The organism is Arthrobacter sp. GAS37 (assembly GCF_044908325.1).
GTDB lineage: Bacteria > Actinomycetota > Actinomycetes > Actinomycetales > Micrococcaceae > Arthrobacter > Arthrobacter ramosus.
On record NZ_JBIYDB010000010.1, the window covers coordinates 114,647 to 139,307 of the forward strand.

Here is a 24,661-nt window from a genome sequence, read left to right on the forward strand (position 1 = left end):
CAGGCTGAGCTGCACAGTCCCTCTGGACACGACTTCCCGGCGGGTGCACACTTAATTCAACGCTTGTTGAATTAGTTGCAACGGTGGGAGTGGCCATGGACCAGCCTGAAAGCACGACATGCGTCATCGCGGGCGGGGGCCCGGCGGGGGTGATGCTCGGACTCCTTCTGGCCCGGGCCGGCGTCGACGTCACCGTCCTCGAAAAGCATGCCGACTTCCTGCGCGATTTCCGCGGCGACACGGTCCACCCGTCCACCATCCGACTCTTGGATGAGCTTGGGCTGGGCGAGGGATTCCGGGCTTTGCCCCAAAGCAAGCTCGGCAATTTCAAACTCCCCGCGGGCGGCAAGGAAGTGACCCTGGTCGACTTCGATCGCCTCAAGCCGCCCTACGATTACGTAGCCATGGTTCCGCAATGGGACCTGCTGAATTTCCTGGTGGACGCCGCACAGCAAGAGCCGCAGTTCACGCTCCGGATGAACACTGAGGCCACGGATCTGCTGTACGACGACGGCGGGAAGGTCGCCGGGGTGGCGTACCGCACCCGGGACGCGGCGTCCGGAGAGGAAACCGGGACGGGGGAGCTTCGCGCGACGTTGACGGTGGCGTGCGACGGCCGCAGCTCGGTGCTCCGGCAGAAGGCAGGACTGGTCCCCCGCGAGTTTCCCGTGCCGTTCGACACCTGGTGGTTCAGGCTCTCCCGGCGCGCGGACGAACAGGGACAGTTGGCCTCGATCATGCCCCGCTTCTCCGGCACCGATGTGCTCCTTAGCCTGACCCGCAAGGACTTCTACCAGATCGCCTACATCGCGGAGAAGGGCAAGGACCCGCAAATGCGCGCCGAAGGGGTGGAGAGTTTCCGTGCACGTGTGGCCCGCATCCGCCCGGATCTGGCGGACCGCGTGGACGAAATCAGGTCCATGGACGATCTCCATTTGCTCGATGTGAAGCTCAACCGGATCAAGCCATGGCACAAACCGGGCCTCCTCCTCATCGGAGACGCCGCCCACGCGATGTCTCCAGCAGGCGGTGTGGGGATCAACCTGGCTATCCAGGACGCCGTTGCCGCGGCCCAGCGCATCGCCCGCCCATTGCTTCAGGGCACGCTCGGCGAGGCAGATCTCGCTTCGGTGCAGAAGCGGCGCTGGTTCCCCACCGTGGTGATCCAGAGTATGCAGCTCCTCATCCAAAAAGCGGTCTTCGGCCCCGCAGTGAGAGGCCAGTTGGTGGGCCCGCCGGGTCCGGTGGTCTTTATCGCCCGCCACGTACCCGGTTTCGGGAAACTTCCAGCCCTCATGATCGCCTTCGGGCCGCGGCCGGAGCACGCCCCGGACTTTGCGCGCCGGAAGCCCACCGTGAACCGGAAACCGGCGTGAACAGGGGTCGCCGGCCGGGACAAGTGAGCAGCCGGGACGAGGTTCTCCGTGCGGCCCGTGAACAGTTCAGTCGCAAAGGATATGACGCCGCAACAGTCCGGGCCATCGCGGCCGAGGCGGGCGTGGATCCATCCATGATCAACCATCATTTCGGCACGAAGGAACAGCTGTTCATGGCTGCGCTCGAGTCACCCGTGGACCCCAAGGACCACGTATCGGCTGTTCTGAGCGGGCCGAGGGAGGACGTTGGGGAGAGGCTGGTGACGCGCTTCCTGACCGTGTGGGACTCGCCCGCTGGGGCAGCCGGCGTCGCGGTCCTGCGGACGGCGATGCAACACGAGTGGAGTGCCGCGCTGGTCCGCGAGTTCATCCTGAACCGCGCCATCAATCCGCTTCTGGCTGGCCTTGGGGTGCCCGCGGAAGAGGCATCGTGGCGCGGAAACCTGGTGGCATCGCAGCTTTCCGGGCTCATCCTGACCCGTTACCTGATCAAACTGGAGCCGATCGCTTCGGCGCCGCACGCGGTGGTCGTTCAGGCGCTGGGGCCGACAATCCAGCGGTATCTCACCGGCGCGGTAAGCGGCGAACTGTCGGCCTGAGTGGGCGGCTGAGGAGTCCCCCGCGGTCCGTGGGAAGATTGGGCAGTGGCCCATATTGACGTTTCAGGCATCGACTACTTCCTCTCCGACGGTACCCAGCTGCTCAACGGCGTGACTTTCAAGGTCCCGGACGGCAGCAAAACGGCCCTGATCGGGCCCAACGGAACGGGGAAGACCACCCTGTTCAAGATCATCGCCGGCGATCTCACGCCTGACGAAGGCGTAGTGGGCCGTTCCGGCACCATGGGCATCATGCGGCAATTCGTCGGGCAGGTCCGCGATGAATCCACCGTGCGCGACCTGCTGGTTTCCGCCGCGCCGCCAACCCTCGCCGCGGCTGCCAAGGCGGTCGAGGACGCCGAGCTCGCCATGATGGAGCACGACGACGAGCCAACCCAGATGCGGTACGCCCAAGCGATCGTGGACTGGGGAGACGCCGGAGGGTACGACGTTGAGACCGTCTGGGACGAGGTCTGCATGGCCGCGCTCGGCATCCCCTTTGACCGCGCACAGCACCGCCCGGCGTCGAGCCTTTCGGGCGGCGAGCAGAAGCGGCTGGTGCTTGAGGCACTGTTCTCCGGACCGGATCAGCTGCTGCTCCTCGACGAACCGGACAACTATCTCGATGTTCCGGGAAAGCGTTGGCTCGAAAGCAAGCTCAACGAATCCAAGAAGACGGTCTTCTTCATCAGCCACGACCGCGAGCTGCTCAACAACGCCGCGGGCCGGATCGTGACGCTTGAACCCGGCATCAACGGTGCCGGCGCCTGGGTGCACGGCGGCGGTTTCGGCACCTATGTGGACGCGCGTATCGACCGCAACGCGCGATTCGAGGAACTGCGCAAGCGCTGGGACGAGGAGCACCTGAAGCTCAAGGAACTCGTCATCATGTACAAGACCAAGGCTGCATTCCGCTCGGACATGGCCAACAAGTACCAGGCCGCGCAGACGCGGCTCGCCAAGTTCCTGGAGGCCGGACCGCCCGAAGCCCTGCCGCTGGAGCAGAACGTGCACATGCGCCTCAAGGGAGGCCGCACGGCCAAACGCGCCGTGGTGGCTGAAAAGCTTGAACTCACGGGCCTGATGAAGCCGTTCTCCACCGAGATCTGGTTCGGGGACCGCGTGGGCGTGCTCGGTTCCAATGGCTCGGGCAAGAGCCACTTCCTGCGGCTCCTCGCCGCCGGCGGCACCGACCCGGAGCGCGAGCATTTGCCCGTTTCGGACGTCGAAATCGCTGAAGTTCCGCACGAGGGCACCGTCAAACTGGGTGCCAGGATCCGTCCCGGATTCTTCGCGCAGACCCATTCCCGTCCGGATCTCCTGGGCCGGACGCTCCTGGACATCCTGCACCGCGGTGACGAACACCGTTCCGGGCTGGGCCGCGAGGCCGCTTCCGGCGCGCTCGACTCCTACGGGCTGGTGGGTTCGGCCGAGCAGAAGTACGAGTCGCTTTCCGGGGGGCAGCAGGCGCGCTTCCAGATCCTGTTGCTCCAGCTGTCGGGTGCCACGCTTCTGCTCCTGGACGAGCCAACCGACAACCTGGACCTGCACTCGGGCGAAGCTTTGGAGCGTGCCATCGACGCGTTCGAAGGCACCGTCCTGGCCGTCACGCACGATCGCTGGTTCGCGAAGTCCTTCGACCGTTTCCTCGTCTTCGGATCCGACGGCAAAGTCTACGAGTCCGCCGAGCCCGTCTGGGACGAGTCCCGGGTAGAGCGGGCCCGCTGACTTCCAGCCGACTCCGGCCGCCGAGCCCGGAAACCTCGCTCACCTTATTAGTGAGCGAGCGTCGGCCTGAAACGCCTCAAAGGTGAGCGAGCGTCTGAGCCGTTCGGCCGGACGGGTGATAGTGGCCTGCACGCGAAGTAAATGGAATGCACAGGCTGTGGCCCTGGTTGCAGCCATGGACGCGGTAGATGTCATTGTGACGGACCGGAAACCAAGCACTGAAGAACGCACCCTACTTGAAAATCTCTCCGTGGAAGTTGTGATCGTATGACCACCAGCACCCGAACCGCTCCGAACGTCAAAGCCGCTGCAATCGCCACTTTCCTGGTCTTCGGCATGAACGGGCTGGTTTTTGCCAGCTGGGCTGCCCGGATACCCGCCGTCACCCAAACCCTGCACCTGACGTCCGGACAGATGGGCACCCTCCTGCTGTGCACCGCCGTCGGGTCCCTTGTGGCGCTGCCCTCCGCGGGATGGATTGTCGGCAGGATCGGTACGGCCAATACCGTTCGCGCTGCCGGACTGCTGGCCGCCTCGGCCGGAGCGGCTATTGCCTTCTCCTTGATGGCCGGTTCCGTTTCCGCCACCGCGCTGGCGCTGTTTTTCTTCGGTGTGGGGGTCGGTCTGTGGGATGTGTCGCAGAATATCGAAGGGGCCGACGTCGAACACCGGCTCGGGCGCACCATCATGCCGCAGTTCCACGCCGCTTTTAGCGGGGGCGCCTTTGTGGGTGCGCTGATTGGTGCGTGGCTTTCCGAGATCGGCGTTGGACTTCCGGGGCACTTGCTCGTCATTGCCGGCGTCGTGGTTGTTCTCGCGTTGACGGCGCCGCGTTACTTCATGCCCCACGAAACCACAGGAAGAACGCCCGACGGCGGCGCGCCCGCTGTCAAGGGTCCGTCGGCCTGGCGGGACTCCCGCACCCTCTTGATCGGCGTGGTGGTGCTCGGAGCGACCCTCACGGAAGGCGCCGGAAACGACTGGATCGCCAAGGCCTCGGTGGATGGCTTGAATACTTCCGAATCGACGGGAGCTCTTTTGTTTGCGCTCTTCGTGGCGGCGATGACCTTGATGCGTTTCCTTGGCGGCCGCGCGATCGACAGATTCGGACGTGTAGCCGTGCTGCGGGTCAGCATGGGCGCCGCAGCAGTGGGCCTGGCTCTCTTCGTTTTCGCGGGCAACCTCATCCTTGCCGGCGTGGGTGCGGCCCTTTGGGGTATCGGCGCAGCCTTGGCCTTCCCCATGGGCATGTCCGCTGCTGCTGATGATCCGAAACACGCAGCCGCACGCGTCTCGGTGGTTTCGACAATCGGCTATGTGGCGTTTCTAGCCGGCCCGCCGCTTCTGGGATACCTGGGCGATCACACCGGCATCCACCTGGCCCTGCTTGCCATCGGGGCGCCGATCCTGATTGCCCTGTGGCTGGCCGGCGCCGCGAAACCCCTGCCGAAAAGCAACTGACTCGCAGTTGTTGTCGTTATGAAGGCTCAGAACGACAACAACTGCGAGTGAGTTGGGTGGTTACGGCGCTGAGGTGGCGGGTGCCGAAGGAACAGCGCTCGGCGAGGCCCCGTTGGTGGGAGCGCCGCTCTGCCGGTTCCGGCCTTGGCCGCCCTGGCCGTTGAAGTTCTGGAACTGGCCGCGGCCGGGACGGGCCTGTCCGGCGTCCATGAGCTTGGTGACGCCGACGCCTCCGAAGAAGCCCACTGCGACCAGCAGCACGGCAAGGAGGATCTGCGTCAGGCGGCCCATCTTGAAGCGCTTCTTGGGCACGAACGGCTCCGGCGTCTGGGGTTGGCCCCAACCCTGCCCGGTGGGTTCCTGGCCGGTGGCTTGCAGGACCGCGGTCGGCTGTCCGGCGTGGGGCTGTTGGGTGTAGGGCGGCTGGGGCTCCGGCTGGTTCGTGGGACCGGGCTCCGGTGCTGAATAGGACATTTTTGGATCTCCTGTTGGCTGTTTCTTTTAGTTGCTGGAGGTGGAACTGTGGGCGGTTATTCGTACCGCAGGGCGTCGATCGGCCGTAGCTTCGCCGCCTTGTTGGCCGGGTAGATTCCGAAAACCAGGCCGATCGCCGCGGATACCAGGAACGACAGCCACACGGTCCACCACTGGACTTCGGGTTGCGTTCCCAGCAAGGGAAAGGCGCTTCCGATGTAGCCCGCGGCAATTCCCAGCACTCCGCCGATCAGCGAGATGATGAGCGATTCGATCAGGAACTGGCTCACGATGCTGCCCCGCGAGGCTCCGATCGCCTTGCGGATGCCGATTTCGCGTGTACGTTCGGTGACCGTGACGAGCATGATGTTCATGACGCCGATTCCGCCCACCAGGAGCGAAATGCCGGCCACGGCGCCCAAGAGGATGGTCAGTGTGGCCGTGGTGGTGGTGGCCGTCGTGAGGATCTGCGCCTGGTTCCGCACTTGATAGTCACGGTTGGCGGAGGTGACGTTGTGCCTGGCATCGAGGATCATCTGAACCTCGTTCTGGGCCTGGTTCATCACGTCCGCTGACTTCGCCTGGACAGTGATGGAGGCGAGCGACGGCGAGTATCCGGTGAACTTGTCCTGGGCCGCACTGTAGGGGATCACCACAATGTCGTCTGGATCGTTGAGACCCGAGGACCCCTTTTGGGCCAGGACGCCGGTGACCACGAAGTTCTGGCCGTTGAGGGCGATCGTCTGCCCCACAGCCGAGGCCACCGAGCTGCCCACCAGATCCTGCGCCACGGTATTGCCGATCACCGCCACTGCGGTGCCGCTGCTGGCGTCACCGTCGCTGAAGTAGGACCCCGCCGCGAGCGTGTCGTTCGAAATGGAAAAGTACGACGGCGTGGTCCCCACGAACGTTGCGACCGCATGGGTTGCGTCCTGGTAAGTACCCGTGACGTTCTGTGCCGTGACCACCGGCGCCGTCGCGGCGACGTCGGGGGCCATGACGGGATCTGTCAGCGCGGCCATGTCCTGGAGCGTGAGGTTGGTGCCGCGGGACCGCGGACCGGTGACCGCTTGTCCGCCGCCTGCGGCGCGGCCGCCCGCCGTCGTCTGGCGGCTCACGGTGAGAACGTTGGTTCCTAGCTTGCCGATCTGGGCCTTGATGGCGTTTGAAGTTCCGGCGCCCACGGCCAGCAGGATGATGACGGATGCGATGCCGATCAAGATGCCCAGGGTGGTGAGGATGGAGCGCATCTTGTTGGCCATCACCCCGGTCAGGGCGAAGCGAACGGATTCGGCGATCATCATGCCGGCACCGCCGTCGCTACGGGGTGCGCGTTAACGGCGCGGATCCGGTGGTCCTCAATGATGTGCCCGTCCTGGAACCGCACAACGCGGTTGGCCCGCGCCGCGACGTCGGCCTCGTGGGTGATCATCACAATGGTCCGGCCGTTGGCGTGCAACGACTCGAAGAGATCCAGGATTTCATGCGAGGACTTGGTGTCCAAGGCACCCGTAGGCTCGTCGGCCAACAGCAGCACGGGGTTGGTCACGAGTGCCCGGGCGATGGCAACACGCTGCTGCTGTCCACCGGAGAGCTGCGAAGGCTTGTGGTCCGCCCGCTCGGCCAAACCCACGGAATCGAGCACCTCCAAGGCCCGCTCGCGCCGTTCCTTGCGGTGCACTTTTGCGTAGGCGAGCGGCATGGAGACGTTGTCCACGGCCCGCGTGCGCGGTATCAGGTTGAAGTTCTGGAAGACGAAGCCGATTTTCCGGTTGCGGATCTGCGCGAGCTGGAATTCGTCCAGGGTCCCGGTATCGATGCCGTCCAGGTGATAAGTCCCCTGGGTGGCGCCGTCGAGGCAGCCGATGATGTTCATCATCGTGGACTTTCCGGAGCCCGAGGCGCCGATGATGGCCACGAAGTCGCCTCGGTCAATCGAGATGCTGACGGAATCAAGTGCCCGTACTTCGGCCTCACCTTTGCCATAGATCTTGCTCACGGAGTCCAGTTGGATGACAGCGTCGTTCACGGCTGATTACCCGCCATTTCCGCGTGCGCCACCGGTACCGCCCGTAACTCCGGCGCCGCCTGTGCCACCGAATCCGCCCGTACCGCCAAGTCCGCCCGCCCCGCCCGTCCCGGTTCGTCCGGTAGTGCCGGTGGTGTCCAGGGTGGAGGAGATGGCCGGGAGTTCAATCTGATCGCCCGCGCTGAGTCCGGTGAGCACCTGGGTGCGGCCGTTGTCCGTGATCCCGGTGGTGATGGCCACCGCCGTCGTGGTCCCGTTCTTCATCACGTTGACGGTCTGCTTGGTTCCCGTGGTGGTGATGGCCAGCGAAGGCACCGTCAACGCGTTCTTGGCCGTCGCCGTGGTTACGGAGATGTTTGCGCTCTGGCCGAGCCGGAGGGCAGCCGGGGGGTTCTTGATGGAGATCGTCACGGGGTAGCTGACCACGTTGTTGGTGGTTGTGGCGTTCTGGGCGATCGCCGTGATGGTCCCGGTGACGGGTGCCGCGGAGGGGTCGGTCTTGAGTGCCGGGAAGGTGAAGGTGGCTGAGTCGCCGGTCTTCATGGCGGCAATGTCCGATTCGGCGAAGTTGGCGATCACCTGCAGGTGCGCGGTGTCGCTAATCGTGATCAGTCCGGAGGACGATGTGCTCGCGGCACTCGTGGAAGTGCTGCTCGAGGAACCGGATGCTCCGGAAGAGCCGGAACCGGAGGACCCGGAAGAGCCGGAGCTGCTGCCGGCGTTGCCTCCGACGACAGCGTTCACGGCGGTGACCGTTCCTGAAACCGGGGCCGCGAGGGAGCAGGACGCCAGGTTCTTGGTTGCAGTGTCGACTGCTATCTGGGCAGACGTGGTGTTGGACGTGGCGCCGCCACCGCTCTGGGCGGAATTGAGGGCCGTCGAAGCCGAGGCGATCTGCTCTTTGTCCTTGAGGGCCGAGCTGGCTAGCTGGTTAGCTGCCTGGGTCAGTGCTTGGTTGTCCTTCGCCAGCTGGGCCTGTGCCGTGCTGAGCGCGTTCTGCGCCGGCTGGCTGCTGGGCTGGGCACTGGCAGCGGTCTGAGCCGCAGCGACAGTCGCATTGTCATTGTTCACGGCCGTCTGCGCGGCGGCTACGGCACTGGCTTGCTGGCTCGCGTCCAGGTTTGCCGTTTGTTGGGCGTTGGCCAGGCTCTGGCTCGCCGAAGCTACCTGGTTGTTGGCTGAGGCCTGCTGTTGGTTAGCCTGCGCCGCGGCGGAATCCAGTTGGGCCTGGGCAACTGCCAGGGCGTTCTGGGCGTTCGTCGGATCAATGGTGACCAGCACCTGCCCGGCCGTGACTTGCTGACCAGTCACGGCGGAGACCGTGGCGATGGGTCCGGTGCAGTTCTGCGCGTTGATGACGGTGGTGCTTGCGGGCGAGACGTTTCCGCTCGCCGTTGAGACCGCGGCAAGGTCCGCAGCGCTGACGGCGACGGTGCGGGCGGTGGTGTCGGCGGCCGTTTGCGGCACACCGTTCAGCACGAAGAAGGCACCGGCGGCAATGCCGATAACGGCCACCCCGATGCCGCTGTTGATGAGTTGAGGCTTTGAGAGCATGCCCGAAGACTATGGTCGCTGTCTTGGAGCATGCCGAGTGCTACCTGATGGTTTACCCTATGTGACGTTCTGCTCGGCGTGCCGCTCTCCTCGGGCATGCGGGGAAGAACGACCCTCACCATCTCCACATCCTAACTAGCCCGCCGATAGTCTGGTGGGATGCGAAGCATGCTGCGATGGGGTTCAGGGCGGATGGCGCGGCTCGATCGGGCAGCGGTCCGAGCGGTCTCGCGGTGGCCGGAAGGCCAGCACGACCTCATTCTGAAAAACCTTTCGGAGGCTGCCACCAAGGGCAAGCTCTGGTTTACCGTCGCTGGAGTTTGCGCGGCATTTCCGGGTAAGCCTCGCAATGCAGCGATCCACGGACTCCTGGCGCTTGGCGTTGCGTCGGCCGTCACCAATCTCGCTTTCAAGACGCTTCTTCCGCGGATGCGGCCATTGCCCGAACTCCTGCCGGCTTTCCGCTTTGTCAACCCGCAACCCACAAGCTCCTCGATGCCTTCGGGCCATTCGGCGTCTGCCGTCGCATTCACTCTTGGCGCCGCGCTGGTGAGTCCCCGGCTCGGTGCAGTTCTGGCTCCGGTTGCGGCAGGTGTGGCGTACTCCCGGGTTCATACCGGTGCCCACTGGCCTTCCGACGTGGTTCTCGGCTCGGCGATCGGCGCCGGAGCGGCCCTCGTGACGCGAAAATGGTGGCCGGCCCGGTCTCCCGTTCCGGCCACGGACCGTTCACCGGCCGATGCCCCCGCAGTCGGCACCGGCGAGGGGCTGAGTATTGCGGTCAACACCCTCGGCGGTTCCTACTCGCCGGAGACCGAGACGCAGCTTCGGGAAATATTCCCCAAGGCGCATATTCGCCTGATTTCCGAGGGCGATGACGTGGTTGCCGAAATCCAGGCCGCAGCAGGGCGGCCCGGGACGAAGGCTTTGGGCGTGTGGGGCGGCGACGGAACTGTCGGCACTGCCGCGGCGGCCGCCGTCGAGCACTCGCTGCCTTTGCTGGTGCTGCCCGGCGGAACGCTGAACCATTTCGCACGTGACGTGGACGCCCGGTCCCTCGAAGGGGCGCTCAAAGCCGCCAAAACGGGAGCAGCAGCATGGACGGACGTGGGTCATGTGAGCGCGGGCCGCGGCGTCGATGGCAAGGACGAGACCACAGAGCTCATCATGCTCAATACGGCAAGCGTCGGTGTCTACCCCAACCTGGTGCGGCGACGCGAACGGCTGCAACCCGCCCTGGGGAAGCCCCTTGCGGGACTCGTCGCAGGCCTGCGCACCTTCGGCGCGGCAAGGCCCACGACCCTCCGGATCAATGGTGTCCCCCACAAGTTGTGGATCCTCTACTTGGGCCGCGGCCGCTACTACCCGCGGGACCTGGCGCCGTTGACGCGTCCCGTGCTTGACGATGGCGTGCTGGACATCCGCATGGTCACGGCCGATGAGCCTTTCGCGCGGCTGCGTCTGCTGTGGGCGGTCCTCACCGGAACCGTGGGTACCTCCAAGGTGACCCACCTTAGTGAGGCTGCGGAGCTCAGCATCGAAGCGTCAGGAGAACCGCTAGTGATAGCGGTCGACGGCGAGCCGTTGCCTGGTGTGCGGACCGCGGAGTTCACTGTGAAGCGCCGGGCGCTGCGGGTGTATTCGCCGCTTTCCTAGTGCTTTCCCAGTGTCGGGAAGACCTGGCCGCGGCCGGCATCATCCATAGGGACTACCCTGAGCGGCCCCTGAATCATCCCTGAGACCGGCGAATTCCGACCTACCGGTGGCTAGCGTTGTACCTACAGTCACCACACAGCTGCAGCAAGCGGAGGGAACGCTTCCATGATTGAGGCAACAGGCTTGAGGAAGGTCTACGGCGCAAAGACAGCCGTGGACGGAATCAGCTTCACCGTACAGCCCGGGAAAGTCACGGGCTTCCTTGGCCCGAACGGCGCCGGCAAGTCCACCACCATGCGCATGATCATGGGTCTCGACCGCCCGACGTCGGGCGACGTCATCGTCAACGGCAAGCATTACTCCCAGCACAAAGACCCGCTCCACCAAGTGGGAGCGCTGCTCGATGCAAAGGCGGTGCACACCAGCCGCAGTGCGTACAACCACCTGCGAGCCATGGCCGCCACCCACGGGATTCCGAACTCGCGCGTTGAGGAAGTCATCGAGATGACGGGCCTCACCGCAGTTGCCAAGAAGAAGGCCGGAGGGTTCTCTCTCGGCATGGGCCAGCGGCTTGGCATCGCCAACGCACTCCTGGGTGATCCCCAAACGCTCATCCTTGACGAACCGGTCAACGGACTCGATCCCGAGGGCGTCCAGTGGGTCAGGAACCTTGCACGCTACCTGGCAAGCCAGGGCAAGACCATCTTCATTTCCAGCCACCTCATGTCCGAGATGGCCCAGACCGCGGACCACCTCATTGTGATCGGTCGCGGCAAAATCATTGCAGACACCACGGTGGATGCGCTGATTGAGAGCCAGTCCCGCAAACGCACTTTGGTCCGTACCTCGGAGACAACGCGCCTGACCGAGTTGCTGGCCCGCGACGGTGTCCGGGTGGAGCAGAACGAACGTGAAACCCTGGAAGTGTACGGGGTGGAGCCGCTCCGCATCGCCGAGCTCGCCCTCGACAACCGGGTACTCGTTTACGAGCTCACTCCGCTCACGTCGTCGCTGGAAGAGGCCTACTTCCAGCTGACCAAGGACGAAGTGGAATACCACTCGCACATCACCGGCGGACCGGCAGCACCAGGCGGGCCGTTGGACGGAAGCCCCGCCGGCGTCGGCGCCACATCCGCTGCCACCATGGAAGGGATCCAGTCATGAGCACCACCACCATCAACAAGAAACATGCGATCCCGTCAGCCGGGACCAGTGGCGTCACTTTCCTCCGGGTACTGAACTCCGAATCCATCAAGTTCCGGACCCTCATGAGCACCAAGCTCCTGTTGGTCCTGACCTTCGTGGCGATTGTCGGCATCGGCCTGCTGTCCGCCCTGGTCCGCTGGAATTTCATCAACCAGATGGTCGAAGTCGGCCGCCAGGGTCACAAGGAAACGGTGCAGCAAGCCGTTGACTCCTTCCCGCCAGGTTCGGGATTCAACCTCTACAACCTGCCGAACGCCGGACTCAACATCGGCATCCTCGTCATGGGTTCCCTTGCCGTACTCTTCATTGCCTCCGAGTACGCCACCGGCATGATCCGGTCAACCATGAACGCGGCTCCGGGCAGGCTCTCCACCTTCGGCGCCAAAGCCGTGGTCCTGGTTGTGGTCTCCTACGTCCTTTCGGTTGTGGCCGGCGTCGTGACCTTCCTGGTGGCGTCACCCATGTTTGCCAACTTTGCCCTTGACCTCGGCTGGAACACGGACGGTGTCCTCTACAGCGTCTTCACCGGCGGCCTTTATGTCTCCGGGGTCGCGCTGATCGGCCTCTCGCTCGGAACACTGCTGAAGAACCCGGCCGGCGGCATCACTGTCCTGGTGGGCATCATGTTCGTCCTCCCGTTCGCCGGCCAGTTCCTCGGCCTCGCACCGGGAGAATTTTGGAAGTACGTCCCGCAGTACCTGCCCAGTGAGGCCGGTGGCCGTTTCTTGTCGATCGGCCATGTAGACGGCACCCTGGATCCATGGGCGGGCGGCCTCGTGTTCCTTGGCTACGTCATCTTGTTCATGGTTCCTGCCCTCATTGTGCTCAAGAAGCGCGACGTCTGATTCGCGATCGTCTGATTCGCAATCCAGGGGCATCCACTCCAGGCAAGGCCACTAGGCTCAAGCCATGAGTGAAGAGTTGCCAGCACAGGACGCGTCGGCCCACGTGGCCGACGCGTCCTTTGCTGAAATCACGCTGCGCCGCCGTGGCAGGTTCCGCCGCTATCTCTTTGAGCACCCGCGGGTCATGGACGCGGTGGTGGTGCTTTGCTATTCGCTGCTGGCACTGCCGACGTTCATCAGCTCCATCGTGGACGGCAAGTGGTTCGCCGCCCTGCTGCTCGTCGCCATTGCTGCCATCGTGTTCCTTCGACGCCGCAATCCGCTCAGTGTCACTGCGGCCGTTGCGGTCCTCGAAGTTGCGGTGACGCTGCTGAATCCCTGGGGTTCGAACGTCTCCGCAGGACTGTGGTTTGCGCTGTATGCAGTGGCCGTGGCGAGGGCCCGGACCTTCGCGTTGACGGTGTTTGGCGCGGCGAGCCTGCCGCTGACCCTCGTGTACCTGTTCATGTGGACCAGCCCGGCGACCCCATCCAACGGAGAGGCGATTCCGGAGAACTTCCACCTCATCAGCAACATCGCCGCCGCGGCCAGCATTTTGTTGTCCAACCTGATCGCCACCGGCATCGGCATTTCGGTGCGGCAGCGCCGCGAGCATGAGAGCGAAATCAGGGCCTGGGCAGCACGCACGGCCCGCTTGGGTTCCGTCACCGAACGCAACCGGATCGCCCGGGAGATGCACGACGTCGTGGCCCACTCCCTCACCGTCATGATCAGCCTCTCGGACGGCGCGGCCGTCGTGGTCAAGAAGGATCCGGAGCGCGCGGGTGAGGTGCTTGGCGAACTCTCCCGCACCGGCAGGACCGCGCTGGCCGACATGCGCCGCGTCCTCGGCGTGCTGCGGGACGACTCAGCCCGCCCGGCGCCTTTGGAGCCGTTGGTTTCCGGGCACGACCTGAGCAAGCTGCTGGATGGATTCCGGACGGCAGGGCTGCCGTTGCACTACTCGCACACGGGACCTGCCCTTCCTGAAGACCCGGCGTTCCAGCTCACCGTCTACCGGATCGTGCAGGAGTCCCTGACCAACGTGCTCAGGTACGGGCGCTCCTTGAGCCAAGTGGATGTGCGGATCGTGCGGGACGGCGACTCGGTCACCATTGAATTGCTCGACGACGGCCGGGGCTCCCGGGATCCGGGCACCGAAGAGGCGGCCCTGGGAACGGGCCAGGGCATAGCGGGGATGCGTGAACGTGCGGGAATTTATGCTGGAACCGTGGATGCCGGTCCTGGAATACACGGCGGGTGGCGTGTCCATGCGGAACTGAATTGGAATGGCGACAAGGGGAAATCATGACGGACAATGCTCCCATCAGGGTTCTGCTGGTGGACGACCAACCCCTGCTGCGCATGGGATTTCGGCTCATCCTGGAAGGCGAAGACGACCTCGAGGTGGTGGGCGAAGCCTCAGACGGCGCCGAAGCAGTCCGGAAGGTCGAGGAACTGGAGCCGGACGTGGTGCTCATGGACGTCCGGATGCCTGCCGTGGATGGAATCGAAGCCACACGGCGGATCACGGCCTCGGCATCCAACGCGAGGATCATCATCCTGACAACTTTCGACCTCGATGAATATGCCTTCTCCGGCCTGCAGGCAGGGGCTTCCGCCTTCCTGCTGAAGGATGTTGCGCCTGCCGAGTTGGTCCAAGGCGTCCGGCTCGTGGCCAGCGGCGACGCAGTGGTGGCTCCGCGGGTCACCCAGCGGCTCCTGGAGACCTACGTCCGCGGGGGTCGCGTGCCGGGCCAGGCCACAGCCCAGCCCCGCGATCCCCTGCTCGAAGAATTGACCCCCCGCGAAACCGAGATGCTGGAGGCTATCGCCGCCGGGCTGTCCAACGCGGAAATCGCCCACAAGTTCTTCCTGTCCGAGGCCACGGTCAAAACCCACGTCCGGCGTATCCTCACCAAGCTGCACTTGCGCGACAGGGTCCAAGTGGTGGTTTACGCGTACGAAACAGGACTCGTGATCCCGAGCAACCCGGATTACTAGCGACGCTGATTCTGCCTCGCGTCGCGCAAACGGACCAGGGAACTAGACTCGGAGCCATGCCTTCGAACTCCGCTGCAGAACACATCCAGGACCTTGGCGCATATGTGAGCGCATCGCCGTCGAGCTTCCACGCCGTCAACGAGGCCGCACGCCGGCTCGATGCGGCCGGTTTCACGGCCCTTGATGAACTTCAGCCATGGGAGGGCGGGGCTGGCAGCTTCTACGTGATCCGGGACGGCGCCCTCATTGCTTGGGTAACGCCGGAAGGCGCAACTCCGACCACGGCATTCAACATCCTCGGCGCCCACACGGACTCTCCGTCCTTCAAGCTCAAGCCCAAGCCGACGACAGGCAAGTTCGGCTGGCTCCAGGCCGGCGTGGAAGTCTACGGCGGCCCTTTGTTGAACTCCTGGTTGGACCGCGAGCTTCGGCTCGCGGGGCGGCTCGTGATGCTGGACGGCACCCAGCACCTCACAGCTACCGGACCGCTCCTGCGCTTCCCGCAGTTGGCCATCCACCTGGACCGGGCTGTCAATGACGGCCTCACGCTGGACAAGCAACAGCACATGAACCCGGTGTTCGGCCTCGGCGATCCCGGTTCCGCGGACGTCTTGGCAATACTGGCGGACTCCGTGGCAGGGGCTTCCGTGGATCCCGCCCAGATCGGCGGCTACGACATCGTGGTCGCGGACACCCAGGCGCCTGAGCAGTTCGGTGCCAAGGGCGAGTTCTTCGCTTCAGGACGGCTCGACAACCTCTCTTCGACCCACGCCGGGCTTGCGGCACTAATTGCGCACGCAGCCGCGGGTGCGCCAGCCGGGGGCCCCATCGCGGTCCTGGCCGCCTTCGACCACGAAGAAATCGGCTCTGCCTCGCGCTCCGGCGCCTGCGGACCCATCCTCGAAGACATCCTCACCCGGATCTCCGACGGATTGGGCGCCACAGTGAGCGAACGGCGCCAGGCGTTGTCGGCGTCGTTCTGCGTTTCTGCGGATGCCGGCCACGCCGTCCACCCCAACTACCCCGAGCGGCACGATCCCGCCAACCGGCCCATCCTCAACGGCGGACCGCTCCTCAAGATCAACGCCAACCAGCGTTACGCCACAGACGCTACCGGAGCAGCATTCTGGGCCCGGCTCTGCGGCGAGGCGGGCGTCCCCTACCAGGAGTTCGTCTCCAACAACGACGTCCCTTGCGGCTCTACGATCGGTCCGCTGACGGCTACCCGCCTGGGGATCCGGACGGTCGACGTCGGCGTGCCCCTTCTGTCGATGCACTCGGCACGCGAGCTATGCGGCGTTGAAGACCCGCGCCACCTGGCCACGGTGGCGGAGTTGTTCTTCCGGACAGCGATCTAGCTTGACTGCAGCTCCGGCTAAGGCGGCCCGGCTCAGGAGGCGAGGCTCACCACGAGGTTGATGGTGGTGGCCAGGATCCCGACGCCGAAAACGTAGGCGAGCAGGCTGTGCCGCAAAGCGGCAGACCGCATTGCCCTGGTGGTGATCGACGTGTCCGAGACTTGGTAGGTCATCCCGAGACTGAATGCCATATAGGCGAAATCCGTGTATTGCGGCGGTGCTTTTTGGTTGAATTCGATGCCGCCGGGCGGATCGGACGTGTAGTACACCTCGGCATAGCGCAAGGTGAAGAGGGTGTGCACTAGGAGCCACGACGCCACCGCACCGCCGAGGGCAAGCAGTGCGAGCATGAATTTGTCGAATCCGTGCGCGTCCTTGGCGCCGATCATCACCAGCACGACGGCGGCGAGCGAACCGACGGCGGCACACAGGATGAGGAGGTCGGCCGTGGAGCGCCGTGGATCTTCTTCCGTGGCATGGCTCCTCGTCTGATCGGCCTTCATCGGGGTGATGACTGTCCACACGAAAACGTTGTAGACCGCCGCTGCCACTGCCCAGCCGGCGGCGGGTGCGTAGATCCACTGACCCCATATTCCGGTCGCTACGGCCGCAGCGATGCCGGCGACGATCATCAGCCCGAATCGCAATCGGGAACGTTTGGCACGGACAGACTTCGGACCTTGGCTCTTTGCTGCGGCGTTCATAGTCAGATCATGGCACGGGGGCTGGCCGGCCCCGGCGTCACGCCACGCAGACTTTTAGCGTCACGGGTGGAGCGGCACTCCGGAAAACCGGGGGATCCCGACGTCGGACGGTCCAGAAAGTTGCGCTGCGTGACGGCCGCTTCGACGGCTTAGCTGCCTTGGCGGCTCAGCTTCCCGATCGCGGCGCGAACATGATGACGGCGACGCCCAGAAGGCAGATCATGGCGCCGATGACATCCCAACGGTCCGGGCGGAATCCGTCCATGAGCATTCCCCAAGCCAAAGATCCGGCAATGAACACGCCTCCGTAAGCGGCAAGCACGCGGCCGAAATGCGCGTCTGGCTGGAACGCCGCCACGAACCCGTAGATGCCGAGGGCCACGATCCCAAGGCCTGCCCACCACCAGGGCTTGGCCTCCTTGACCGATTGCCATACCAGCCAGGCCCCGCCGATCTCGGCGATGGCCGCGAGGACAAAGAGGGCGGTGGATTTGAGGATGGTCATGGGTTCAGTCTGCCTGAGCCTGGCGTGGCGGTTCCACGCGGGTTATCCACATACCTGGGTTATCCACATACGCGACGCCGCGCATTCCACCTTGCCGACACGCCGAATAGGCTTAGAGGCGGGAAATGGACTAAGATATTGAAGTCTGTGCTGCGCCATGCTTCCGCTTCTGGAAGCGGTCAGCAGCACTGTTCATCGCAAATGAACCTCCTGTTACGGAAATGCCGTAACCGCTTAGCCCAAAGGAGGTGGGTTCACATATGCGTCCTTACGAATTGATGGTAATCATCGACCCCGAGGTCGAAGAGCGTACCGTAGAGCCGTCGCTTCAGAAGTTCCTCAATGTCATCACCACCGATGGTGGAACCATCGAAAAGGTTGACATCTGGGGCCGCCGTCGCCTCGCTTACGACATCAAGAAGAAGTCCGAAGGTATCTACGCTGTGGTGAACTTCACCGCCAAGCCGGAAACCGCCAAGGAACTTGACCGCCAGTTGAGTCTCAACGAGACCATCATGCGCACCAAGATCACCCGCCCCGAAGAGCAGAAGGTCGTTGCTGAGTAATTTCAGCTCCAAGCTTTCATTCTTTACCCCGCAGGAACGAACAAGGAGGCAGTAGATGGCAGGCGAAACCACTATTACGGTCATCGGTAATCTCACCAATGACCCCGAACTGCGGTTCACACCGTCAGGCTCGGCGGTAGCGAACTTCACCATCGCGTCTACTCCCCGGACCTTCGACCGCCAGTCCAATGAGTGGAAGGACGGGGAAACCCTGTTCCTCCGCGCATCGGTATGGCGCGAAGCAGCCGAAAACGTCGCCGAATCCCTCACCAAGGGCATGCGCGTGATCGTTTCCGGCCGCCTGAAGAGCCGTTCCTACGAAACCAAGGAAGGCGAGAAGCGCACCGTTATCGAGCTCGAAGTCGATGAAATCGGCCCGAGCCTGCGTTACGCCAACGCCAAGGTCAACCGCACCCAGCGCTCCGGCGGTCAGGGTGGTCAGGGCGGCTTCGGCGGCGGCAACAACAGCGGCGGCTTCGGAGGTGGCGGCGCTGGTGCAAACCAGGGCGGCAACTCCGGCGGAACATGGGGCGGCGGCCAATCCGCACCGCAGGAAGACCCCTGGGCTACCCCGGGCGTCAGCAACGCGGGCGGATGGGGCAACGGCCCGGATTCCGAACCTCCCTTCTAAACACTCACAAGTTCGACGCCGGAACCCGCCGGACGTGCCGCGAGGCACCCGGGTGGCGACCGCCGTCGAGCACCACCATCCCGTGGATCCATTCCACGGGCTCCATAGAAAAGGAGCTCCACGATGGCTAAGGCTGAACTCCGTAAGCCCAAACCAAAGTCCAACCCCTTGAAGGCCGCTGACATCACCGTCATCGACTACAAGGACGTAGCATTGCTGCGCAAGTTCATCTCCGACCGCGGAAAGATCCGCGCCCGTCGCGTCACTGGCGTCACGGTGCAGGAACAGCGCAAAATCGCCCAGGCAATCAAGAACGCCCGCGAAGTTGCTCTGCTGCCTTACTCCGGCGCTGGCCGCGGCTAAGGAAGGGATTAACTAACATGGCAAAGCTCATTCTGACCCACGAAGTAACCGGTCTCGGTGCTGCTGGCGATGTTGTCGAGGTCAAGGACGGTTACGCACGTAACTTCCTGCTGCCCCGCGGCTTCGCTCTGACCTGGACCAAGGGTGGCGAGAAGCAGGTTGAGTCCATCAAGGCTGCCCGCGCTGCTCGTGCCCACGCTTCGGTTGAAGCTGCACAGGCCCAGGCTTCTGCGCTTTCTTCCAAGAAGGTCAAGCTCGTAGTGAAGGCCGGCGAGTCCGGTCGTCTCTTCGGCACCGTCAAGCCGGCTGATGTCGCTGCTGCAGTTGAGGCCGCTGGCCTCGGCTCCATCGACAAGCGCAACGTTGAACTGCCGAACCACATCAAGTCCCTTGGTTCGTACCAGGCCAACGTCCGCCTGCACGAGGACGTTTCTGCTGTCATCGACCTCGAGGTCGTTGCAAGTAAGTAGCGTAAGCTCTGACGCAGCTCGAAGGACCCCCGTCTCCGGTTTCCGGAGGCGGGGGTCCTTTGCTTTGCGCGCACCCCCCGGTGATAGCCTGCAGCGGTGAACCTTGAAACGATGCGCACCAGGCCCTTCTCGCAAGTGGATGTCTTCACCGACGTGCCGTACCTCGGCAATCCGCTTGCCGTCGTCGTCGACGCTGAAGGGCTCAGCACGGAGCAGATGCAGCATTTCGCCAACTGGACCAACTTGTCTGAGACCACCTTCCTGCTGCCGCCCAGCGATCCTGCGGCCGATTACCGCGTTCGGATCTTCACCGGCAGCGAGGAATTTCCTTTCGCGGGACATCCGACACTCGGCTCGGCGCATGCGTGGCTGGCGTCCGGCGGAGTGCCGAAGCAGGACGGGATGCTGGTTCAGGAATGCGGCGCAGGCTTGGTCAAGGTGAAGCTCGACGGCGGCCGCCTCGCCTTCGCTGCCCCGCCGCTGACGCGCTTCGGGCCTGTCGACGAGGCAATCATGGAACAGTTGGCCGCCGGACTTCGACTGCCCCGAACCGCGGTTTTGGATGCCTCGTGGCTGGTCAATGGCCCGCAGTGGATCGGTGTACTGCTTGAGTCGGCCGAGCAGGTCCTTGGCCTCGAGCCGGACCTCGCGGCGTTGGGGGATCTGAAGGTCGGCGTGATCGGTCCCCAAGAACCGGGTGCCGGCGTCGATTTCGAGGTCCGGACGTTCATTCCGGGCGACGCCATGGTGGAGGACCCCGTGACGGGAAGCTTCAATGCGGGGGCGGCCCAGTGGCTGATCGGCAGTGGCCGGGCTCCGGAGCAATACGTCGCCTCGCAGGGCAGGGCGCTGGGCCGGGCGGGACGGATCCACGTCAAGGCGGAAGACGGCGACATCTGGGTGGGCGGGAGCTCGGTGATGTGCATCCAGGGAACCGTCCGGCTGTAGCAGGGGAATAAAAGGGGCGGGGGCATAGTTTGGGAGTATAGATGCAAACGCATGTACTCTGGTTTGAAGCCATCAAACCGCCCAGCAACAGGAGATTGCCATGGAGACCCGCCGCATAACCGTCCTTTCCGCCGGACTTGGCGTACCGTCGTCGAGCAGGCTTCTTGCAGACCAGCTCGCCGCGTCGGCCAAGCGCCAGCTGGGCAATGCCGCGTATGAGGTGCGGGTGGACGTTGTCGAGCTCCGGGACCTGGCCGTGGATATCGCCAATAACTTCGTCGCCGGTTATGCAGCACCGCGCCTCGCGGAGGTGATCGCCGGCGTCGAGGATTCTGATGGCATCATCGCCGTCACGCCCGTCTTCAGCGCCTCCTATAGCGGGCTGTTCAAGTCCTTCATCGACGTTCTGGACCCGAAGTCCCTGGACGGCAAGGCAGTTCTTCTCGGCGCCACGGGCGGCACGGACCGGCACCAAATGGTGCTCGACTACGCCATGCGTCCGCTCTTCACCTACCTTCGCACCCGGATAACCCAGACGTCCGTTTTCGCCGGGCCCCAGGATTGGGGAAACGCCGACGACGGCGCGTCGCCACTATCGGTCCGCGTGGACCGGGCGGCGGGCGAGCTGGCCCGGCTTCTGAGCGGCGAACAGCCGCACCGCAAGGTGGACGCGATGGAATCCCTGCCTTTTGAGCAACTACTCGCGGGGATCACGGCGGGACGCTAGGGGAGCCTCGGCTGCCCAGCTCCTGGCACTAGTCGTCCAGCAGCTCGATGAACTCGCGGGCCTGCTTCATGCTGATGTCGGAATGCTTGGTCAGCGCCAACGCCGCGGCCTCGACATCGCCGCTCTTGGCCAAGGTGCGGATCCGTCCGTAGATCTCGTCATTGAGCATGTTGCTGCTCACCTCACGCGTGACGTCGCCCTTGCTGGCGATTGCCCGGTAACGGTACGGGAAGCGCTCCGGCTCGTCGTCGTCGGGCATGAGGTCCTGTGGGGCAGGCTCGGGCTTGCGGAAGGGCTGCGGGTGCGCTGCAAGGGCGCCGACGGCGTCCCGTGAGGCGCGCAGGCCTTCTCCGGTGGCGCTGAGGTACAGCTTGATGGCCGCCATGGCCTGACCCTGGGCGATCAGGGAATACAGCTGCCGGTGCTGATCCTCGTTCAGCTTTGCGGCGGCACTGCGGGCCAGCTCCACGGGATCCACGGCCGCTTTGCCCGTGGCAGCATTACTGCGAAGTTCCGCAGAGCGGCGGGAGAGCATGCGGCTGATCAGCAGCACGCCGACGGCGACGGCGGCCAGGATCGAGACCGGGACGAGTAGGGATGACATGCGCTAAAGCCGATCTATGTAGTTCTTGGCGGTCAACAAGTCCGAGTGGGTTTGCTGGCGCAGGAGCTTGATGGCCTGAATCTTCTGCCCACTGCGGACCATGCCCTGCAATTGCAGGGCGAACTGTGGATTCAACTGCCCGTTGGGCAGGATGGGACCGTTGTAGCCGGCCTGGCCGACCCCCGGGCTGGCTGCGACCTGCGCCCTCAGCGCGGCCCGCGACTGGCTGTCCTGTTGCGACTGTTGCTGCGCGTTTTGACTCGGCCTTGTGGATGCATCGATGCGGGCCCTTGCCGCCGTTGCCGCCTGCACTTGGGCGGCCTGGTGGGCTGCCGAGCGGGCGGCCAGCTCCCGTTGATAGCGCTCGGCGTCGGACAACCCCGAGTTGCGTGGCTTGAATGCCGCCGTCAGGGCCCAAATCACAGCCACAAGGATGACAACGGGCATTGCGACCAGCAGTACATCCCCAACAGTGAAACCCATACCTAGAGCTTATGTCAGAACGCAGTTATCCACAGCACATTCCTGCTTTGGCATAGCTTCTGGGAGCCATCTGTCAAATTCCGGGAGGGATTGTGGGGAGCATCACATTTTTGGCATATTTATCCCTCTTTGGGCCATTGGACGAGGGACGGGGTGTGGATTGAGCGAATCGGCCTGTGGATGATCCGCCGAAGAAAATACTTTTGATCCACATGGCGGGAAGAACGTTTTCCCAGTTCAGAGGCTATTTGCCGCAAAAAGAATTTCTCTTTCCACAGGGTCATGCACAGACTGTGCACAAGTAGGGGTGTGTATTCCACACTTTATCCACAGGCCCGGCTTGGTGCCTCGGAAAAGCAGGGCTAACGTGACTGAGTACCTGCTTTAGGTACTTGGAAAACCCCTGTTTCTGGTGGACGGCGCGTTGGTGCCGTCGGTAAGCAGCGTGCCCGCGGACCTGTCTGTGGATAAGTTGTGGAAATCTCGGGGAACCAAAATTGTCGGTGCCCTACGGAACAGTTTGGACCAGCCGGCATAAACGGCGCGGTCGGAGCAACCCTCACCGGGGCATTGGCCTACCGCACCGCCGGGAACAGTTATCTGCGCGGTACACAATGGAGGACGGCTTGTCAGTTACGCACTTGGATTCGATCGAGGGCGGCCGGACATCGGACGCCAGCCGCAAACCTCCCCAGGACATCCCCGCTGAGCAATCGGTTCTCGGCGGCATGATGCTGTCCAAGGACGCCATTGCCGACGTCGTGGAACTAGTCCGTGGCCATGATTTCTACCGCCCGGCCCACGAGACCATATACGAGTCCATCATCGACCTCTACGGCCGCGGCGAACCTGCCGATGCCGTCACGGTGTCCGACGAGCTGACCAAACGCGGCGAGATCAACAGGATCGGCGGCCCTGCCTACCTGCACGAGCTCATCCAGACCGTGCCCACGGCGGCCAACGCCGGCTACTATGCCGAAATCGTGGCTGAGCGAGCCGTCCTGCGCCGACTCGTCAACGCCGGCACCAAGATCGTCCAGATGGGCTACGGCCAGGACGGCGAGGTGGAAGACCTCGTCAACCAGGCCCAGGCCGAGATCTATGCCGTGGCCGAACGCCGCACCGCGGAAGACTACGTGGCGCTCAAGGACGTCATGGAGTCCACCGTTGACGAGATCGAGGCATCCGGTCACCGCGGGGAAGGCATGACGGGCGTCCCCACAGGGTTCTACGAACTCGATGAGCTCACCCATGGTCTGCACCCGGGCCAGATGATCGTCATCGCCGCGCGCCCAGCCGTCGGTAAGTCCACGTTCGCGCTGGACTTCGCCCGTTCCGCTGCCATCAAGCACAACCTCGCCACCGTGATGTTCTCGCTGGAAATGGGACGCAACGAAATCGCGATGCGCCTGCTGTCAGCGGAAGCCACCATTGGCCTTCAGGACCTGCGCAAGGGCACCATCAAGGACGAGCAGTGGTCCAAGATCGCCACCACCATGGGCCGCATGAACGACGCTCCTTTGTTCATCGATGACAGCCCCAATATGTCCCTCATGGAAATCAGGGCCAAGTGCCGTCGCCTGAAGCAGCAGCACGACCTCAAACTGGTGATTCTCGACTACCTCCAGCTCATGAGCTCCGGCAAGAAGGTGGAATCCCGCCAGCAGGAAGTCTCCGAATTCTCGCGTGCCCTTAAGCTGTTGGCCAAGGAGCTCCAGGTTCCGGTCATCGCGCTCTCGCAGCTCAACCGTGGATCCGAACAGCGCCAGGACAAGCGGCCCATGGTCTCGGACCTCCGCGAATCGGGTTCCATCGAGCAGGACGCCGACATGGTCATCCTGCTTCACCGCGAAGACGTCTACGACAAAGAGTCCCCCCGCGCTGGCGAGGCCGACATCCTCATCGCCAAGCACCGTAACGGTCCCACCAAGGACATCGTGGTTGCCTTCCAAGGGCATTACTCCCGCTTCGCCAATATGGCGGGCGAGACAGGCGGCGGCGGCGGGTTCTAGACGATATGAAGTGAATGCAGATCCTGCCCGTCCGGGCCGGCCATTATCGCCGGGGGCGGTCCGGCAGCGCCGGCTTGGTGTGATCCGTTCCCCGGGGTGCGGGAAGGGCGGCGCTGCGGGGCCTGGAACCCGGCGGTGATGTCCTCTATCCCGGACGGGGAACGTGAGGGCAAGCGGGTATGGGGGCCGGGGCCTTCTGTTTCACAGGGCCGTGGGTTGCCATCGACGGCTCCCTTGGCCTGACGGCTCCCGGGGAGTGCAATGGTAGTGCCACATGTGAGGTTTGGGAGGTCCCGGCTATGTTTGAGCTTACTTTCAT

The 24,661-nt window shown here is 64.0% G+C and carries 25 protein-coding genes; 17 read left to right on the plus strand and 8 right to left on the minus strand.

The features are described 5' to 3' along the window. Window positions 1-95: 95 nt before the first annotated feature. From ABH924_RS10995 to ABH924_RS11010, 4 genes are all read left to right on the plus strand, one after another. Window positions 96-1,376, plus strand: coding sequence for an FAD-dependent oxidoreductase (locus ABH924_RS10995; RefSeq protein ID WP_404498749.1), 1,281 nt, complete (start codon window positions 96-98; stop codon window positions 1,374-1,376). A gap of 23 nt (window positions 1,377-1,399) precedes the next feature. Continuing rightward, window positions 1,400-1,975, plus strand: a complete 576-nt coding sequence (locus ABH924_RS11000; RefSeq protein WP_404498751.1) for a TetR family transcriptional regulator — start codon at window positions 1,400-1,402, stop codon at window positions 1,973-1,975. Window positions 1,976-2,020: 45 nt separating this feature from the next. Beyond that, entirely contained in the window at window positions 2,021-3,703 is a 1,683-nt protein-coding gene (locus ABH924_RS11005; protein ID WP_404498753.1) for an ABC-F family ATP-binding cassette domain-containing protein, read from the plus strand. A gap of 267 nt (window positions 3,704-3,970) precedes the next feature. Continuing rightward, entirely contained in the window at window positions 3,971-5,164 is a 1,194-nt protein-coding gene (locus ABH924_RS11010; RefSeq protein WP_404498755.1) for an MFS transporter, read from the plus strand. 60 nt (window positions 5,165-5,224) lie between these two features. Here the strand turns inward: ABH924_RS11010 and ABH924_RS11015 are convergent, their stop codons facing one another. From ABH924_RS11015 to ABH924_RS11030, 4 genes are read right to left on the minus strand one after another with little or no spacing between them, the layout of a single operon-like run. Then, a complete protein-coding gene (locus ABH924_RS11015; RefSeq protein WP_404498757.1) occupies window positions 5,225-5,638 on the minus strand; it encodes a hypothetical protein in 414 nt (137 codons plus the stop codon). A gap of 56 nt (window positions 5,639-5,694) precedes the next feature. Beyond that, entirely contained in the window at window positions 5,695-6,942 is a 1,248-nt protein-coding gene (locus tag ABH924_RS11020) for an ABC transporter permease (RefSeq protein WP_404498759.1), read from the minus strand. Then, window positions 6,939-7,667 (minus strand): ABC transporter ATP-binding protein, encoded by a 729-nt coding sequence (locus ABH924_RS11025; protein ID WP_234752919.1) that lies wholly within the window; start codon window positions 7,665-7,667, stop codon window positions 6,939-6,941. Before ABH924_RS11025 ends, ABH924_RS11020 begins: the two co-directional genes overlap by 4 nt. Before the next feature lie 6 nt (window positions 7,668-7,673). After that, window positions 7,674-9,221 (minus strand): efflux RND transporter periplasmic adaptor subunit, encoded by a 1,548-nt coding sequence (locus ABH924_RS11030; protein ID WP_404498762.1) that lies wholly within the window; start codon window positions 9,219-9,221, stop codon window positions 7,674-7,676. 159 nt (window positions 9,222-9,380) lie between these two features. On the opposite strand from ABH924_RS11030, the gene ABH924_RS11035 reads away from it, so the two are divergent. The 6 genes from ABH924_RS11035 (at window position 9,381) to ABH924_RS11060 (ending at window position 16,329) form a co-directional block, all read left to right on the plus strand. Then, entirely contained in the window at window positions 9,381-10,877 is a 1,497-nt protein-coding gene (locus tag ABH924_RS11035; RefSeq protein WP_404498765.1) for a bifunctional phosphatase PAP2/diacylglycerol kinase family protein, read from the plus strand. A 165-nt stretch (window positions 10,878-11,042) separates the two neighbouring features. After that, window positions 11,043-12,041 carry an ABC transporter ATP-binding protein gene (locus tag ABH924_RS11040; RefSeq protein WP_404498767.1) on the plus strand — a complete coding sequence of 333 codons (999 nt, stop codon included), beginning with the start codon at window positions 11,043-11,045 and terminating at the stop codon, window positions 12,039-12,041. Continuing rightward, entirely contained in the window at window positions 12,038-12,928 is an 891-nt protein-coding gene (locus ABH924_RS11045) for an ABC transporter permease (protein ID WP_404498769.1), read from the plus strand. The genes ABH924_RS11040 and ABH924_RS11045 overlap by 4 nt, the downstream gene beginning before the upstream one ends. A gap of 64 nt (window positions 12,929-12,992) precedes the next feature. Next, the gene (locus ABH924_RS11050; protein WP_404498771.1) at window positions 12,993-14,279 is read left to right on the plus strand and encodes a sensor histidine kinase; all 1,287 of its coding nucleotides are present in this window, start codon (window positions 12,993-12,995) and stop codon (window positions 14,277-14,279) included. Then, complete coding sequence (locus ABH924_RS11055) at window positions 14,276-14,971, plus strand: response regulator transcription factor (protein WP_234752910.1); 696 nt, start codon at window positions 14,276-14,278, stop codon at window positions 14,969-14,971. The genes ABH924_RS11050 and ABH924_RS11055 overlap by 4 nt, the downstream gene beginning before the upstream one ends. A 56-nt stretch (window positions 14,972-15,027) precedes the next feature. Beyond that, window positions 15,028-16,329 carry a M18 family aminopeptidase gene (locus tag ABH924_RS11060; RefSeq protein WP_404498773.1) on the plus strand — a complete coding sequence of 434 codons (1,302 nt, stop codon included), beginning with the start codon at window positions 15,028-15,030 and terminating at the stop codon, window positions 16,327-16,329. A 32-nt stretch (window positions 16,330-16,361) separates the two neighbouring features. On the opposite strand, the gene ABH924_RS11065 is transcribed toward ABH924_RS11060, so the two are convergent. Both ABH924_RS11065 and ABH924_RS11070 read right to left on the minus strand, forming a co-directional pair. After that, a complete protein-coding gene (locus ABH924_RS11065) occupies window positions 16,362-17,033 on the minus strand; it encodes a DUF1345 domain-containing protein (RefSeq protein WP_234752906.1) in 672 nt (223 codons plus the stop codon). Window positions 17,034-17,199: 166 nt separating this feature from the next. Then, the gene (locus ABH924_RS11070; RefSeq protein ID WP_404498775.1) at window positions 17,200-17,538 is read right to left on the minus strand and encodes a YnfA family protein; all 339 of its coding nucleotides are present in this window, start codon (window positions 17,536-17,538) and stop codon (window positions 17,200-17,202) included. Window positions 17,539-17,798: 260 nt separating this feature from the next. Here ABH924_RS11070 and rpsF point away from each other — a divergent pair, with 260 nt between their 5' ends. From rpsF to ABH924_RS11100, 6 genes are all read left to right on the plus strand, one after another. Further along, window positions 17,799-18,104, plus strand: coding sequence for a 30S ribosomal protein S6 (gene rpsF / locus ABH924_RS11075; RefSeq protein WP_028267876.1), 306 nt, complete (start codon window positions 17,799-17,801; stop codon window positions 18,102-18,104). Between the two features lie 55 nt (window positions 18,105-18,159). Beyond that, window positions 18,160-18,735 (plus strand): single-stranded DNA-binding protein, encoded by a 576-nt coding sequence (locus ABH924_RS11080; RefSeq protein ID WP_078107100.1) that lies wholly within the window; start codon window positions 18,160-18,162, stop codon window positions 18,733-18,735. 123 nt (window positions 18,736-18,858) lie between these two features. Then, the gene (gene rpsR / locus ABH924_RS11085; protein ID WP_003800144.1) at window positions 18,859-19,098 is read left to right on the plus strand and encodes a 30S ribosomal protein S18; all 240 of its coding nucleotides are present in this window, start codon (window positions 18,859-18,861) and stop codon (window positions 19,096-19,098) included. A gap of 17 nt (window positions 19,099-19,115) precedes the next feature. Further along, the gene (gene rplI / locus ABH924_RS11090) at window positions 19,116-19,568 is read left to right on the plus strand and encodes a 50S ribosomal protein L9 (RefSeq protein WP_234752901.1); all 453 of its coding nucleotides are present in this window, start codon (window positions 19,116-19,118) and stop codon (window positions 19,566-19,568) included. 111 nt (window positions 19,569-19,679) lie between these two features. Continuing rightward, window positions 19,680-20,516 carry a PhzF family phenazine biosynthesis protein gene (locus tag ABH924_RS11095; protein WP_404498790.1) on the plus strand — a complete coding sequence of 279 codons (837 nt, stop codon included), beginning with the start codon at window positions 19,680-19,682 and terminating at the stop codon, window positions 20,514-20,516. 100 nt (window positions 20,517-20,616) lie between these two features. Further along, window positions 20,617-21,243 (plus strand): FMN reductase, encoded by a 627-nt coding sequence (locus ABH924_RS11100; RefSeq protein ID WP_404498779.1) that lies wholly within the window; start codon window positions 20,617-20,619, stop codon window positions 21,241-21,243. Between the two features lie 28 nt (window positions 21,244-21,271). On the opposite strand, the gene ABH924_RS11105 is transcribed toward ABH924_RS11100, so the two are convergent. Both ABH924_RS11105 and ABH924_RS11110 read right to left on the minus strand, forming a co-directional pair. Then, window positions 21,272-21,847, minus strand: a complete 576-nt coding sequence (locus tag ABH924_RS11105) for a hypothetical protein (protein ID WP_404498781.1) — start codon at window positions 21,845-21,847, stop codon at window positions 21,272-21,274. Window positions 21,848-21,850: 3 nt separating this feature from the next. Beyond that, the gene (locus tag ABH924_RS11110; protein WP_234752894.1) at window positions 21,851-22,330 is read right to left on the minus strand and encodes a hypothetical protein; all 480 of its coding nucleotides are present in this window, start codon (window positions 22,328-22,330) and stop codon (window positions 21,851-21,853) included. Window positions 22,331-22,956: 626 nt separating this feature from the next. Between ABH924_RS11110 and dnaB the strand changes: the two genes are divergently transcribed. Further along, window positions 22,957-24,342, plus strand: a complete 1,386-nt coding sequence (gene dnaB, locus ABH924_RS11115; protein ID WP_404498783.1) for a replicative DNA helicase — start codon at window positions 22,957-22,959, stop codon at window positions 24,340-24,342. Window positions 24,343-24,661: the final 319 nt, after the last annotated feature.